Origin of the sequence: Allokutzneria sp. A3M-2-11 16 (assembly GCF_024213555.1) — a bacterium.
In the GTDB taxonomy this organism is placed as follows: Bacteria; Actinomycetota; Actinomycetes; order Mycobacteriales; family Pseudonocardiaceae; genus Allokutzneria.
Genome location: NZ_JANAVO010000001.1, coordinates 2,770,987 through 2,785,396 on the forward strand (window position 1 = coordinate 2,770,987; position 14,410 = coordinate 2,785,396).

19 protein-coding genes are annotated in these 14,410 nt (G+C 67.3%); 12 read left to right on the forward strand and 7 right to left on the reverse strand.

The genetic code is table 11. The features are described from left to right. Positions 1-7: 7 nt before the first annotated feature. Positions 8-298, reverse strand: coding sequence for a helix-turn-helix domain-containing protein (locus NLX83_RS13855; protein ID WP_254235232.1), 291 nt, complete (start codon positions 296-298; stop codon positions 8-10). 153 nt (positions 299-451) lie between these two features. On the opposite strand from NLX83_RS13855, the gene NLX83_RS13860 reads away from it, so the two are divergent. From NLX83_RS13860 to NLX83_RS13880, 5 genes are all read left to right on the forward strand, one after another. After that, positions 452-940 (forward strand): hypothetical protein, encoded by a 489-nt coding sequence (locus NLX83_RS13860; RefSeq protein ID WP_254235233.1) that lies wholly within the window; start codon positions 452-454, stop codon positions 938-940. Continuing rightward, positions 924-1,499: an ImmA/IrrE family metallo-endopeptidase gene (locus NLX83_RS13865; RefSeq protein WP_254235234.1), complete on the forward strand. Its 576-nt coding sequence runs from the start codon at positions 924-926 to the stop codon at positions 1,497-1,499. Before NLX83_RS13860 ends, NLX83_RS13865 begins: the two co-directional genes overlap by 17 nt. Positions 1,500-1,519: 20 nt before the next feature. After that, positions 1,520-2,671 carry an MAB_1171c family putative transporter gene (locus NLX83_RS13870; RefSeq protein ID WP_254235235.1) on the forward strand — a complete coding sequence of 384 codons (1,152 nt, stop codon included), beginning with the start codon at positions 1,520-1,522 and terminating at the stop codon, positions 2,669-2,671. Further along, positions 2,649-3,296 carry a hypothetical protein gene (locus tag NLX83_RS13875; protein ID WP_254235236.1) on the forward strand — a complete coding sequence of 216 codons (648 nt, stop codon included), beginning with the start codon at positions 2,649-2,651 and terminating at the stop codon, positions 3,294-3,296. Before NLX83_RS13870 ends, NLX83_RS13875 begins: the two co-directional genes overlap by 23 nt. A 183-nt stretch (positions 3,297-3,479) precedes the next feature. Then, entirely contained in the window at positions 3,480-3,797 is a 318-nt protein-coding gene (locus NLX83_RS13880) for a hypothetical protein (RefSeq protein WP_254235237.1), read from the forward strand. Positions 3,798-3,855: 58 nt separating this feature from the next. Here the strand turns inward: NLX83_RS13880 and NLX83_RS13885 are convergent, their stop codons facing one another. Beyond that, positions 3,856-5,061: a helix-turn-helix domain-containing protein gene (locus NLX83_RS13885; protein ID WP_254235238.1), complete on the reverse strand. Its 1,206-nt coding sequence runs from the start codon at positions 5,059-5,061 to the stop codon at positions 3,856-3,858. A 388-nt stretch (positions 5,062-5,449) separates the two neighbouring features. Further along, complete coding sequence (locus NLX83_RS13890) at positions 5,450-5,674, reverse strand: hypothetical protein (RefSeq protein ID WP_254235239.1); 225 nt, start codon at positions 5,672-5,674, stop codon at positions 5,450-5,452. Between the two features lie 341 nt (positions 5,675-6,015). Here NLX83_RS13890 and NLX83_RS40970 point away from each other — a divergent pair, with 341 nt between their 5' ends. From NLX83_RS40970 to NLX83_RS13920, 7 genes are all read left to right on the forward strand, one after another. After that, positions 6,016-6,150 (forward strand): hypothetical protein, encoded by a 135-nt coding sequence (locus tag NLX83_RS40970; protein ID WP_256563080.1) that lies wholly within the window; start codon positions 6,016-6,018, stop codon positions 6,148-6,150. A 155-nt stretch (positions 6,151-6,305) separates the two neighbouring features. Further along, complete coding sequence (locus NLX83_RS13895) at positions 6,306-6,659, forward strand: RNA polymerase-binding protein RbpA (protein ID WP_254235240.1); 354 nt, start codon at positions 6,306-6,308, stop codon at positions 6,657-6,659. A gap of 88 nt (positions 6,660-6,747) precedes the next feature. Continuing rightward, positions 6,748-7,614: a S1 family peptidase gene (locus NLX83_RS13900; protein WP_254235241.1), complete on the forward strand. Its 867-nt coding sequence runs from the start codon at positions 6,748-6,750 to the stop codon at positions 7,612-7,614. 81 nt (positions 7,615-7,695) lie between these two features. Then, entirely contained in the window at positions 7,696-7,938 is a 243-nt protein-coding gene (locus NLX83_RS13905) for a hypothetical protein (protein ID WP_254235242.1), read from the forward strand. A gap of 248 nt (positions 7,939-8,186) precedes the next feature. Then, positions 8,187-9,077, forward strand: a complete 891-nt coding sequence (locus NLX83_RS13910; protein ID WP_254235243.1) for a radical SAM protein — start codon at positions 8,187-8,189, stop codon at positions 9,075-9,077. A 7-nt stretch (positions 9,078-9,084) separates the two neighbouring features. After that, positions 9,085-9,828 carry an ATP-binding cassette domain-containing protein gene (locus NLX83_RS13915; protein WP_254235244.1) on the forward strand — a complete coding sequence of 248 codons (744 nt, stop codon included), beginning with the start codon at positions 9,085-9,087 and terminating at the stop codon, positions 9,826-9,828. Beyond that, positions 9,825-10,700: a phosphotransferase gene (locus NLX83_RS13920; RefSeq protein WP_254235245.1), complete on the forward strand. Its 876-nt coding sequence runs from the start codon at positions 9,825-9,827 to the stop codon at positions 10,698-10,700. Before NLX83_RS13915 ends, NLX83_RS13920 begins: the two co-directional genes overlap by 4 nt. Positions 10,701-10,805: 105 nt before the next feature. On the opposite strand, the gene NLX83_RS13925 is transcribed toward NLX83_RS13920, so the two are convergent. The 4 genes from NLX83_RS13925 to NLX83_RS13940 are packed head-to-tail and all read right to left on the reverse strand — an operon-like array spanning position 10,806 to position 14,356. Further along, complete coding sequence (locus NLX83_RS13925) at positions 10,806-11,438, reverse strand: response regulator (protein ID WP_254235246.1); 633 nt, start codon at positions 11,436-11,438, stop codon at positions 10,806-10,808. Further along, on the reverse strand, positions 11,435-12,691 hold the full coding sequence (locus tag NLX83_RS13930; protein WP_254235247.1) for a sensor histidine kinase: 1,257 nt from the start codon (positions 12,689-12,691) through the stop codon (positions 11,435-11,437). Before NLX83_RS13930 ends, NLX83_RS13925 begins: the two co-directional genes overlap by 4 nt. Before the next feature lie 25 nt (positions 12,692-12,716). Beyond that, positions 12,717-13,457: an ABC transporter permease gene (locus NLX83_RS13935; protein ID WP_254235248.1), complete on the reverse strand. Its 741-nt coding sequence runs from the start codon at positions 13,455-13,457 to the stop codon at positions 12,717-12,719. Next, a complete protein-coding gene (locus tag NLX83_RS13940; protein WP_254235249.1) occupies positions 13,454-14,356 on the reverse strand; it encodes an ABC transporter ATP-binding protein in 903 nt (300 codons plus the stop codon). Before NLX83_RS13940 ends, NLX83_RS13935 begins: the two co-directional genes overlap by 4 nt. Positions 14,357-14,410 lie beyond the last annotated feature (54 nt).

Sequence of the window (14,410 nt, forward strand, 5' to 3'; positions counted from 1 at the left end):
TCTTCCGCTACCGCTTCGGCAGCGGCGTCACGTCCCGGGGTGGGACGGTCTCTCGTGATTCACGGCGGTCCAACCGCCCGCACTGGCATTGCCGAACCAGCGCCGAGGTCTCGACGCCGAGCCCCGCTGCAAGCTTCGCGGCCGTGCGGTCGGTCGGGCGTTGCCGCCCTGCCGCCAGCTTCCACAGCTGGCTGACCGACAGACCCGACGCCTCGGCCAGCGCACGGAAGGTCAACCCCTTCTCATCGCGCAGGGAGTGCAGCAGCGCCCAACCTTGTGCGTCTGCCTGAGTGCTCACTCACGTCCTTCCTTCCCGGCAAGCGTCACGTTGCCGCCCCGATCGTTTGCATGTTGCACTTTAGTTGACGTACTGCTCGGTATGTCAACTAAAGTAGGCAACAAGGCGCATGCCGGAAACTATTGTTGGCGCACGTCTTGTTGGGGGGAACGCGTGGAGAAGCACGTCAACGACCTTCCGTCCTTCGCGGAGCAGTTCCGCTGGCTGCACGAGCGCATCCGGGGAGCCGACGGACAGCAGTACCCGGACGGCGCCATCGCAGCAGCGACTGCGGAGTTCGGCGTCCCGCTGTCCAAGGCGGCGATCGCGAAGCTGCGCAAGGGCGAAACGCCGAATCCAGGGCGGGACACCATCCGCGCCGTGGCGCACGCCTTCGGCGTGTCCGCTGGGTTCTTCGTCGACCCGGAGATCGCGGATCGGATCAAGCGAGGTTTCACGGACGGAACGACTGCGGACCTCCAGCCCGCCGAGCCGCCGTCGAACACCGCGCGGGAGCAGCACGACGGCGGCGTCCTGCTACGCGGTTTCGGTGGCCTCTCCAAGGACAGCCGCGACCTCCTGCAACAGGTCGTCAGCCACTTCCACCAACTCGACGTCCAGCGCGGCGAAGGAGGGACGGACGGCGATGCGCCCCGCCCGTGAAGCCCGCAGCCTGTTGCCGTGGTCTCGGCGGAGGCGCGGCGATGCGCCTGACGTGTGCGTCGACCGCCACGCGCCGATCGTGCAGTACCGCGACGTTGCGGAGCTGGTCGCAGACCTGGAACTTCCAGTGCCGTTCGACGTGAACGAATTGTGCAGCGCTGTCGGCAAGCGGCGCGGCAAGGCGATCGAGGTCATGCCGTATCCGGGCGAGGTGGTGGCCAAAGCTGACCTCGCGGACGTCGCCTTGCCCTACGGCTTGTTCTCCCCAGGAGTCCACGTTGACGGGATCTTCTACGACCCGAGGCTGTCTTCGGAGCACCGCGAGCACGTGATCCTCCATGAACTGGGGCACGTGGTGTGTCGTCACCAGCCAGCAGGAGAAGAGCCCAGCGAAGGGGTCCTGCGGCGCGCCACCTTCCACGACGACCAGGAGCGCGCGGCGGAGTCGTTCGCCTACCTCGTGGCTGAACGGGCGCACGCCCGCGGAGGCTTGGATGCGGAGCCGGTAGCCCCCGAGTACCGCGACGTGCTCGGTCGCTACGCCCAACTGGAGGACTGACCACCGTGTCTGGCTTAACCGTGGCGACGATCGGCGTCGTCACTCTCGCCGTCGTCTACTGGGCACGAAGCTGGTGGCGCACCCGCAAACCGTTCTCGGCGGCGCTGCTGCGGTCGGTGATCGCGCTCGACGTCGGGCTGATCATCGGCTTCTTCTACGAGTCGGCCGCGAGCGTCCTCCCTGTGCCTGCGCTGCCGCAGCTGCTCATCCACGTAACCACCGTGGCCGGTTTGTACAACACCCAGGTCCTGTGTCTGCACCTCGGGCAGTCCGGCGAGACCGTTGTCGAGCGAACCCAACCGCGCCGTGTTGCGGTCGCCGTGGCGATTGCGGCCCTGGTCGTCCTGTACATGTTCGGGCCGCTTGCTTCTGGTCTGCGCGCGATCACCGCCAACGACACGGGCGCACCACTCGTTGTTCCCTACCTGCTGGTCTTCGAGCTGTACGCAGCCTGGGCCATGCTCGACGTGATCTGGACCCTGCGCCACGCCGGGCGTATGACGCGCCGGTTCCTCCGGCTCGGGTTGCGATTGGTGTCGTTCGGCGCGGCAGCGGGATTCCTCTTCGTCGCGCACAAGGCCGCGCAGATGGTCGGCAAGGCACTTGGAGCTCCGCTGCCGTGGCCGGAGTACAGCAACGGCGTTGGCGTAGGAACGATCCTGGCCATGACCAGTGCCCTCCTGATGATGATGGGCATCACCCTGCCGACACTCGGATCACGTTGGGAACGACGGCAGGCGGATCGGCAGCTCGAACCGCTCTGGGCGGCGGTGATCGGGGCCGTGCCGGATGTGCTGTTCACTCCACCTGTGGGCGCGTCGCCGGATCGGCTGCTGATCCGAGTGACGACCATCCGCGACGCCGTATCGGGACCGTTGCGCCCCTTTCTCCGCCGTGACATCGCCGATCGAGCGCGCGAGCTAGGCGAGCTGGCTGGCATCTCCCGCGAGGACGCCGATGCGGCAGCACATGCCGCAGTCATCGCCGCGGCTCTCCGCGCCTACCAGCGCAACGAGCCTCCGGCGGATCTCACCAACCGCGTGGTCATCTCCGCAGACGGCCCCGATCACGTCCTGCGTCTCGCCAAGATCGCGGACGCCTACACCACGTCCCCCATCGTTTCCACCATTACCAAGGAGAACTCGTTCGATGAGCACGACCATGCCCGCTGAGACCGGCGCGCGGTTGAAGATCGCGAAGCTGGCAACCGAAGTGCTGGCGCCGTGGGTCTGGGTGCTCACCATGCCCCTGGCCATCGCATGGCCCGCCACCGGTTACCAACTCGGCCCGGCGCTGTGGTGGGGACTTCTCGTCGGGTTCACCGGCGCGGTCATCCCCATGGCCGTCATCATCTTCGGCGCGAAGCGCGGGCGGTGGGACGGCCACCACGTCACCAACCGCGAAGGCCGCCTCATCCCGATCCTCGCGTGCATCGGCTCGGTTGCCCTCGGCCTGGTCGTGATCGTCCTGGGCGACGGACCGCGCGAGATGACCGCGCTGACCGTCTCGATGATCGTCTCGCTGGTCGTCTGCCTCGCGATCACCCAGGGCGCGAAGATCAAGGTGTCCTTCCACGCCGCGGTACCGGCAGGAGTCGTCATCACGCTCGTGGGCACCTACGGCCCCTGGGCTCTCCTCGTCGCCCCCGTCGCCGCACTGGTCGCCTGGTCCCGCATCGAGATCAACAACAACGTCCCGGGCAAGGGGCACACCATTCGAGAAGCAGTTCTCGGGACGGCTGTCGGCGCGATCGTCGGCGGTGGCGGCTACTGGGGACTCCTCATGCTGCTGACTTGATCGCCAACATCACCGTGACGAGAAATGGCCCCGTCCCTGCTTCCCCCAGGGACGGGGCCATGCGGGACTTGTGACTGAACCGCGTGGCTAACTCTACTACTGTTCTCGAACATGCGTTCGACTGGAGGGTGGGGGCGGCGTCCCAAGCAGCAGCTTCACCGCTGGCTCGCACCGCCCAGGCGCGTGCGCGTCGACCTCGGGAAGGCTCTGCCCTCCACCGAACAGGACAGGGCGCACATCCAGGGATGGGTCTCAATCGCTGGACTGCAACACACCGTCGTCGTAACCGGCCTGCTCTATGAAATCGTCTTGATGGACACCAGTGCGGAGTACGGGCTCGTCCGGGGTTTGCATCTGCGTAACCGGTCTGGCGAACTCCAGATGACGCTGGCCGAACAGCTCGTTCCGCGGGCAGCCATCCGCCCGGAGGACTCGAACCAGCCGATCCCATGGCTGCTTTACAGGCCAATTTGCACGCAGCACTTCAACGGAAACCCTTGACCGACACGATTTGATTCCAAAAGAAGAGGGCGCCTCGCGGGCGCCCTCTTCTGGAGACCTAACTCGGGCGCACTAGCCCCATGCGGTCCGCTAGCCCGAGAAGCTGTCGCCCTCCGGCGTCAGTGCGCGCCCTGTTGATTGCTTCGCTTATCATGTCGCGGGCGAAGAGGTTTGCGCGCGTGCGCACGGGAGCAAGCTTCTCGGCCTTTAGAAGCAGTTCGAGCATTGCTTCACGGTCGCCATGAATCGCCCGAATGGCCCGCGCGTACTCGATAAGGAACGCTGCTCTCCGCGACTTCAGCGGGATGGACTTCGGGATGATCTTCCGAGCGATCTCTGCCGCCAAGTCGGCGTCATCGTCCTCAAGGGCAATGGACACGCGCCATAGGTCGACGTTGACAGCGCTGAAGCCCAGGAAGAACGCATTTCCAGTCTCGACTCGGCCTCCGACCTGTGCGGCTTCCTCGATCGCCGCAGACGCGTCGGCCGTTTGCGTTACGGTTGAACAGAATGCTGAAGTCAACACGTTCGTCGCGTAGACCTGAAGCCCTTGTTCGGTATCGCGAATCGGAAGAGCAAGCGCGTTGCGCGCCTTCGATTCAGCTTGATCATGGAGGCCAAGGCCGATTAGCGCCTGAGTATTCGCGAACTCTGCGACGGCAATCCACGTGGGATCTCCGAGCTTTGCAGCCGCGTCACAACCGCGCTGGGCGGCAGTCCACGCAAGCAACTGCTGCCCGAGGTTCTTCACGAATAGCGTTGCCACCTGGCAGGTCTGCACGATGCAGCACAGTGCCCGCTTTGTTTCGTCGCTCGTCCCACTCGCCGCGACCGCATGTAGATCAAGGAGTAGCTCAGGAAGAGCCTTCCCGACCTCGGGATAGCGGCATTCCTGGCGTTGCTTGGCAACCTCAACAGTTGCCGTCTCCAACTCGTCAATGCCTCGACTGGAGGGCCGCTGTGCCCCCTCGAAGCTGGTAGCGACAAGGGCGCGCTGAATATCGGGAAGGGTTGCGTGGGCCTCGGAGTCGTGCGCATCCGTAGGGACGAACGCCCCGGTGAAGTCCGCGACCGAGCAGCGAAGCGCGTTGGCGATCTTGGTGAGAGTTGATCGCCGTTCGATGATGGCCTTGCCGTTCTCGACCCTGCTGAGGTAGCCCTTGGTGAGCCCTGACAGGTCGGCTAGCTGCTGCAACGTGAGGTCGCGTGTACGACGCATACGTCGGATGTGCGCGCCGATGGTGGACGGGTCCTCGCTCGTCATGGCAACGACGGTACGGGCATCCGATCGGGTGCACCAGAGCCAGGTTTACTGTTAGAAAACTTTCCGCGCCGAACCCCTCCTAGCCTTCGTCGTCACAGCAGGTAGCACCGTGGCTACGACACTGAGAGGGGACCGGGGTGACGGGCATCTCTTCCAGAGCGGCTGGTCAGACGCGTCCACAGGGTGGCGATCCGCACTGGATTGACGTGTACGACCATTCGGGGCGGCTAGTCCGACTACGGACCTATCACGCGGGCGAGGCGGCGCACGTGGTCCCGCCCGCCGAGAGCAGCTTCTACGTCCCGGATGAGTGGGCGCCGCAGTTCTTCACTGATCTACTCGGCTTGTTCCCCGCAACACGGCGCATCGACATCCTGTCCAAGGCACTTCAGTCCTTGCCGATGGGATTTCCTGGGGGCGCCGACGAGGCCCAGACGTCAGCGGTGACGAAATCATGATCGGCCACCTTCCTGATCCGTACCTCGGTGCAGTGGTTGCAGCTGTTCACGCGAGGTTGCGCACCCTTGGCGACGTCGAACAGCCGCTTTCCGCTAATGACCGCCAAGTCATCCGGCAAGGGCTGCGATGGTGGCGGAACCTGCTGCAACAGCATGATCCTTTGGACTCGCCGTCCGGGGTCGTGTGCGCCAGCTGCCGAACGGTGGTCTTTCGTCGCCCAGTTCGATTTCCCTGTCGAACCTGGGAGTCGAGCACTCTGCACTTATCCGCCATGACGGCAGTGCTTGCGCAGGACGAACTCGTCAGGCGTGACGTCGCAGTCCCGACGTCCAGCTCTGTTGTTGCCGCCAGTTTGTACCAGCCGCGTCGTTCGGCTGCGTAGACGCGGGCGTGCCGCCGCTTTCCCGTGGCGGCGGCGCGCTCTGCGGGGTGGTGGGCGCGTGCAGGAGGCGCGCCCACCATCCTTCCACTTTCGTTGTGGCACAGGAGGTTTCCATGCTGGGGACGGCTTGTCTTCCGGGCGAGGCGTTCCTGTTGCTGGTGGTGCTCGCCGCTTTCGGGGTCGGGTTCGTGCTGTGGCTGTGGCCTTATCGACCTCGCCCCAAGCGGGATCGTTCACGCCGGATGTGAACTCGTTGTGCCGCAATGCTTTCTTCCGGTCTCAGCCCTCATGCTCGCCGTCCCCCGGGGTTGACACCGGTCATAGGTCGCGGGCAGCGCCGCACTCCCGCACAGTGCCGCGCTGCCTGCGCCCTCCCCTGTTTGTCCATGTTGATCGGAGTGTCATGCATTGGTTGCGCGTCATGACGTTGGTGTCGCTGACCCCGGATCGCTCGCCGGAGTACTACGTCGACTCGGCCGAGCCCGTGCAGAGCGAGGCTGTCGACTACGTCTGCCCGCGCGGTCACGAGTTCGCGGTGAGGCTGAACGCCGACCGGCCCACTACGCCCCCGCTGTGGCGGTGCCGACGCCACGGCCAGGACGCGGTCCTGCGGCGGACGGCAGACGGTCCATCGCCTCGCGCGCCCAAGCCGCTCAAGAACCACTGGGACCGACTGTGTGAACGCCGGAGCCTCGCGGAGCTGGAGCAGCTTCTCGACAGCCGACTAAACGAACTGCGCGCCACGGGCGAGCAGTAGCGGCACCGCCCCCCTGAGACGTCCGGGGATATGCCCGGGTTTCGTTGCGAGACAAGAGGAAACTGTGAAACAGAAGAGAACGCGTCGGATGCGCAGAGCCGCTGTCGCGGTGCTGACCGCGGGCTTGGTCGCCCCGGCCGGGGCGAGTGCGCAACCGGTGCAGCCGACGCCGTCGCGGGATGCCGAGGCCCGCATCATCGGCGGTACTCCAGCCGATCGGGACATCATCGGCGCGAGCTTGCAGTTCGCATACAAGGGTGACCCGAACTTCCACTACTGCGGCGCGGTCCCCATCACCAAGAAGCACCTGTTGGGGGCGGCGCACTGCTTCCTGCTGCCGGGGCACCCCAAACCGGAGCAGATCCACATCCGCGCGGGCGACCACGACAAGAACAAGGGCGAGTACGCCCGCGTCGCCAAGGTGTGGACCGGGGACTTCGGCGAGAAGCCGCCCGGTGTCAACGACGTCGCGGTCATCACGCTGGATCGAGCGATCAACGTCACCCCGATGTGGCTGGCGCCCACCGCCGGGCGGATCGGCGGCACGCTGCGCGAAACCGGATGGGGCCGCACAGACGCGGCCGGTGTCGGACCGGACGCGGCTGTGCTCCAACAGGTCGACATGCGGCTTGCCGAGCCGAGCGCGTGCGCGGCAGGGCCGATCGATGCCAACGAGTTGTGCCTCGCCCCGCCGCGCGGCGGGCAGAGCAAGGGCAACTGCTTCGGCGACTCCGGAAGTCCGACGCTGCGCCGGGTGGCGGGCCGGTGGATGGTCGCCGGTGTTGCCAGCCGGGGCACGCGCCCGGACAACCTGCGCCGTTGCGACGGCGGGTTTCCGAACATCTACACCGACGTGACGGGCAAGCACCGCTGGTCGATCATCCGCGCCGTCCTCGGCCTGGAGGACTCGGCGCCGGTGAGCGCCGCTGACGAAGCCCGCGCCGCCGCGGGCTGATGAAGCCGGGGGACCGCCGAGTCTGCGCCTCGGCGGTCTCCCACCCGACGTAACCGTGATCCAGACCAGGGGCGGGTGGGTATGGCCGAGGTGAGCGAGAGCCCGGAACTGCTGCGGATCAGGCGCCAGCACTACCCGTCGATCGAGCACACGAGGGCCTACTTCCGCAGCTGGGTCGATCAGCAGAGCGTCTACGAACCCGACCGCGAGGGCTACGACCCGAGCCAGCCCCTGCCATGGCGGACCTCAAACAGCTTGTGGATTCCTACCGACTACGTCCCCAACCAAGAACACCCGCCACACGGAAAGGGGCTCCGCACATGAACGCCTCGGCGGCAACCTGTTCAAGAAACCCGAATGGGCACACCTTCACGTGGAACAGCGCCAGGACGAAACGCCTATGCCCTTGCGGTGCGACGTTGCCGGTACAGCGATGACGGCAATGCACTCTCGGAACTACTCGCGCTGCGCCCGTTTCGCGATACGCGATCTGTCCAATGTGGATGGTCGTCGAGCCGTCTTCGTTGTCCACCACACGGCACCTGTCCATACCGTTGTTGAGGGAGTTCGCCATGCAAGAGTTGCGGTTCGTCTGGTTGGAGATCACCGGCAAGTGCCAGCTCGCCTGCGAGCACTGTTACGCCGATTCCGGGCCGAAGGGCACCGACGGCGCGATGCAGCCGACCGACTGGCGACGCGTGATTGAGGAGACCGCTCGCCTGGGCGGGCGGATGGTGCAGTTCATCGGCGGGGAGCCGACGCTGCACCGCAGCTTGCCCGAGCTGGTGAACCACGCGCTCGCCGCGGGGGTGGAAGTGGAGGTGTTCAGTAATCTCGTGCACGTGCCGTCGCCGCTGTGGGAGGTCTTCGCTCAGCCGGGTGTGCGGCTGGCGACCAGCTACTACTCCGACGACGCCGCCGAGCACGCCTCGATCACCAAGGGTCGGGGCAGTCACGCCCGCACCAAGGCCAACATCGCTGAGGCGCTGCGTCGCTCGATTCCGCTGCGCGTGGGGCTCATCGATGTCCAGGACGGGCAGCGCGTTGATCAGGCCCGCGCCGAACTGGACGCGCTCGGGGTGACCGAGATCGGACTGGACCGGCTGCGGCAGGTGGGTCGAGGCGTGCGCGACCAGAAGCCGAGCCTGGACCAGCTTTGCGGCAACTGCGCACGCGGTCAGATCGCCGTCGCTGCGGACGGTGCGGTCTGGCCGTGCGTGTTCTCCCGCTGGATGCCGGTCGGTAACGTGCGCACCGCCCCGCTGGCTGAGATCCTGGCCGGGCCCGCGATGGTCTCCACCACCGCACAACTGGAGGAGCATTTCGGGCCGGTGATGTCACCGCGCCCCTGCGATCCGCAGTGCGGCCCGAACTGCAGTCCAGCGTGCTTGCCGTCCTGCTGGCCGACCGGGACCGGACCGTGCGGCCCAAAACGCGGCTGTCAGCCCAACTACGACGCATAGGAGACCGGTGTTCGTCCGCCGTGCCTACATCCCCGAGGGCTTGCAGCCCCCGGACCACCGGAAGTGGCCGTTCACCGTGCCGTGCGTGGCCCAGCTCGCTGACGAGGGGCTGACGATCACGCATCCGGTGACGTTCCTGGTCGGAGACAACGGCTCTGGGAAGTCCACCCTGGTCGAAGCCATCGCCGAGGGCTTCAAACTGGACTCGCACGGCGGACGAGCCTCGGCCCGATCCGGCAGACCCAACCCCGTCAAGACTCCGCTGGGAGAGGTGCTGCGGCTGGAGACGACCGCGCGAGGCGCGGCGATGCTGTCCGGTCCCCGGTTGAAGAAGAAGGGCTTCTTCCTGCGCGCGGAGACCGCGTTCTCCATGACCGAGAACCTCGGAGGCGTCCCCGGATACTGGGAGGACAACACCGCCGAGATGAGCCACGGCGAAGGGTTCCTCGCGGTGTTCGCGGCGATGTTCCGCGACCCGGGCTTCTACGTGCTCGACGAACCCGAAGCCGCCCTGTCGTTCACCTCCAACCTGCAACTGGTCGCCCTGCTGCACCAACTCGGCAAGAGCGGCGCCCAGGTCGTGTGCGCCACGCACTCACCGATCCTGACCACCGTGCCCGGGGCGGACGTTATCGAGGTCGGCGAGCACGGCTTCCGCCGAGTCAAGTGGGCCGAGCTGGAACTGGTCGACCACTGGCGCCGCTACCTCGACAACCCCGACGCCTACCTGCGCCACCTCGCGGACTCATGACCAACCCCTTGCTGGCCCCCGAACCAGCCACCGACGCCGACGCCAGATTCCGCAACTGGATGCGGCTCAACCTCGCCCGCGCCGCCACCGAGTACGACCTGACCATCACCGGCACACCGGTGTTCGGGTGGCGACTGCGCTCCATCAGCGCCCCAGCACACAGCCCGGACGGTCCGCGCTGGCTGCGCGTCGTCACCGAGGAACCGCAGTGGGCGCAAGGCGACGGCTGGAGCGGTAACACCGACGCCGCCGCCCTCGTCGGCATCCCCAAACCCGTGGTGCTGGCCAGTACCGAATGGGCCGAAGGTGAATGGCGGCGCCAACGAGCCGAGGTCATGACCCTGCTCCCAGGCCATCCGTGCTCGTCTACTGACGTCCTGCGCGACGAACTCGATCTGCCACAGGAGTGGTGGACCGAGCTGCGCACCTGCCTCGGCACTCTTGCCGCGACACCCACTACCCGGGTCAACGCCGACCAGGAGAAGGTCAACCGCCGCATCCACTCAGCCTTCGGTCCCGGCGTCACCCTGGACATCCAGCAGTGGGAGACCATCCACGGCGACCTGCACTGGGCCAACCTCATGCACCCACGGCTCGGAGTGCTCGACTGGGAACTCTGGGGAACTGGCCCCGCCGGAACCGACGCCGCCACTCTCTACTGCTACAGCCTCCTCGCCCCCGAAACCGCACGCACCGTGCACGAGGTCTTCGCTGACATCCTCGACAGCCCAACCGGACACGCCGCACAGCTCAGCGTCATCGCCCGGCTACTCCGCCGCGCCGAACAAGGTGACCACCCAGACCTCATCAACCCACTTCGTCACCGTGCCGCCACGCTGCTCCGGATATCTGGCTCCTCAACGAGCCCTTGACCGTATGACCAGGGGAAACCCTGCATGGCGCGCTGGGGCACAAGAGCGCACTTGACTAATGACTCATTCAGGGCACTCAAGTACCTCAATGACTCATTCAGGGCACTAGCGGCGGCGGGGGGTGATGAGGCCCAGTTCGTAGGCGGTGGCGACGGCGGCGGCGCGGTCGTTCACGCCGAGCTTGGCGTAGACGTGCAGCAGGTGCGTCTTCACGGTGGCCTCGCTGATGAACAGCTTCGCCGCGGCGTCGCGGTTGGTCATGCCGCGGGCGATCAGGCCGAGCACCTCCAGCTCGCGCTGGCTCAACGGCTCCTTCGCGGGGGAGCGGACCTGGCTCAGCAGCTTCGTCGCGATCGCGGGCGCCAGCACGGCCTCGCCGCGCGCGGCAGCTTCGACGGCACGGAAAAGCTCGCTCTTCGGCGCGTCTTTGAGCAGGTAGCCGGTCGCACCGGCCTCGATCGCGGGCAGCACGTCGCCGTCGGTGTCGTAGGTCGTCAGCACCAGAACCCGCGTCCGCAGCCGCTTCTCCGCGATGGCACGGATCGCGGTCACCCCGTCGGTCCCGGGCATCCGCAGGTCCATCAGCGCGACGTCCGGCTCAAGGGCAGCGGCCAAGGTCACCGCCTCCGCGCCGTCCGCGGCCTCGCCCACCACGTCGAAGCGGGGGTCGCCGGTGAACATGCCGCGCAACCCGTCGCGCACCACCGGGTGGTCGTCGACGATCAGCACCGTGATCAACCTTGCCCCCCAAGGACTTTGCCGACAACGGGAATCGCCGGGACGGTCGCGGAGATCGCCGTTCCCGAACCGGGCTCGGACTCCACTGCCAGGGTGCCGGACAACCCGTCGACCCGCTGCCGCATCGACGTCAGCCCGAACCCAGAACTGTCCACTGTGGACGAAAAGCCGACGCCGTCGTCCCGCACGTCCAACGTCACCACGTCCTCCATGTACGACAACGTCAAACCGACCCGCTCCGCCCGAGCGTGCTTCGCCACGTTGGCCAGCGCCTCCTGGGCCGTGCGCAGCAACGCCACCTCGACGTCGGCGTGCAACGGCCGCGCGGAGCCGGTCGAGGTGAACTCGGCGGCCACCCCGTTGATCTTCGACCACCGCCGCACGACGTCCGCGAGCGCGTCGGGGAACCGGGCGGACTCCAGCGCCTCCGGCCGCACGGCGTGCACGGAGCGCCGCGCCTCGCTCAGGCTCTCCCGCGCCAGCGTCGCGGCGTTGTCCAGGTGCCGTTGCCGCTGCTCGGGATCACCGTCCGCGGCCTGGAGCTGGGTGATGATGCCGGTCAGGCCCTGGGCGATGGTGTCGTGGATCTCCCGGGCCATCCGCTGCCGCTCCTCGGTGATCCCGGTCTCGCGCGCCTGCTCCAGCAACTGCGCCTGAAGTCCGGCGTTGACCCGCATCGCGGTTTCGAGGCGTTCGTTGACCTCGGTCAGCTCGCGGATCACCTCGTTGCGCTTCTGGCTCTCGATGCCCGCGACCCAGCCGGTGAACGCCAGCGGGACCGCGACGTTCACCAGCACGATGAACGGCGAGGTGGTCGGCAGCTTGCTCAGCCCGGTCTGCGCGACGAGCCCGCCGACGGAGGTCACCCCGACCGCGAAAACCACCCAGCGCGCCGGGAACAGCGCGTACGCGTAGGGGTAGCAGAGCGCGGCGAACACCGAGAAGGCCGGGGAAGTCCGCAGCAACGCGAAAATCAGCACGAACAGGCCGCAGTAGAACACCACGCTGAGCACGGGCCTCCCGGCCAGCCAGCCGGTGTTGTTGCGCCGCGCCGACATGTCCGCCCGCGTGCGGAGCAGCGTCCCGACGAGCAACCACAGCACCGTCAGGCCGACCAGGCCGAGCACCAACGGCGCCCGGCCCGGGTCGTTCTCGATCAGCGCCCAGAACACGGTGGACAGGGCGAGCACGGTGAACCCGATGGCGACCATGACGTACTGGCCGTACCTGGACCAGAACTCCAGCTTGCCCACCGTGCCCCCTACTCCCACCGGACCCCTACTCCCACCGGAACAGCGCGGCCGCGACTGATCCCAGCACCACCGCGGTCACGGCCAGCACCAGCGCGTAGTGCGGCTGGAGGCCGACGCCCGACCAAGTGTCGCGCAGCGTCTGCAAGGCCGCTCCCAACGGCGTGAAGTCGCTGATCGAGACGAGCCAGGACGGCATGGTCTCCTTCGGCGTCCACACCCCGGCCAGGAACATGCTGGGGAAGAACAGCATCATCCCCCCGGCCGTCGCCGCCCGAGCGGTCGGTGCGATCGCGGCGACCGCCAGGCCCACCGAGAACAGTGCGGCGATGCTCAGCACGAGCGCCGCCGCGAACTCCAGAACGCTTGCGGGCAAAGGAATATCGAGCGCGAGGTGACCGACCCCGACGATCACCGACGTGGACAGCAGCGCGGTGCCCGCCCCCACCAGGATCTGCGCGATCAGCACCATCGCCGGATGCGCCGGAGTCGCCTGGAGCCTGCGCAGGATGCCCTTCTCCCGGTACGTCGACAGGTAGGTCGGCAGGGAGTTGAAGGACAGCGTGGCCAGAGCGAGCGCCAGGGAGATCGAGGCGACGAAGTACGCCGCCTGCAACCCCGCCAGGTCGGGTGGCCCCCCGCCGCCGCGGAACTGGAGCCCGATCGCCAGCAACAGGAACACCGGGACGACGAGCGCGAACAGCAGCGAGACCTTGTCCCGCAGGAACAACTTCGCCTCGGTCAGGGTGAGCTTGCCCAAGCCGGTCACTGGTTTCCTCCGGTCAGCGTCACGTAGGCCTCGTCGAGCGTCGGCTGGTCCAGCCGCAGGTCCGCCACGAGCACGTGCTCCCTGGCGAGCAGCGCGGTCACCTCGTCGGCGAACCGCCCGGTCCCGGTCACCACGACCTGCGAACCGGCACGGACGACCTCGCGCACCCCCGGGAGCGGCGCGAGGGCGTTCTCGTCGAACGCGGCGACCGGGCGGAACCGCAGGCGCCGCTCGGCGAACGTGCTCTCGACCAGGCCCGCGGGCGTGTCCAGCGCCACGACCCGCCCCCTGTCGAAGATCGCGACGCGGTCGCACAGCCACTCCACCTCGTCCATGAAGTGGCTGACCAGCACGACCGTCACCCCCGTCGCGCGCATCTCGGAGATCAGGTTCCAGGTGGCCCGCCGCGCCTGCGGGTCGAGCCCGGTGGTGAGCTCGTCCAGGAACGCGATCTTCGGGTTGCCGACCAGCGCCAGCGCGATGAACAGCCGCTGCTTCTGACCGCCGGAGAGGGTGGAGAACTTGGCGTCGCGCTTGTCCGCCAAGCCCCACTGCTCCAGCAGTTCCCGCCAGTCGCGCGGGTTCCGGTAGAAGGAGGCGTAGAGGTCCAGCGCCTCCCACACCTTGATCAGCTCGGGCAGCTGTGCCTGCTGGAGCTGGACTCCGACGACCTCGCGCAGCTCGCGATCGTCCTCGGCCGGGTCCAGCCCGAGCACCCTGATCGTGCCGGAATCGGCGCGCCGCAAGCCTTCGACGCACTCGACCGCGGTGGTCTTGCCCGCCCCGTTGGGGCCGAGGATGCCGAAGATCTCTCCTTCCTCGACGGAGAAGGAGACATCGCGCAGAGCCACGTGGTCGCCGTAGCGCTTCCCGAGGCCGCTCACTTCGATGATGGACATGTGATCAGCTTGCGGCGTGGCCGACCTGGGCGAATCGACCGCGCGGCCCCGGAT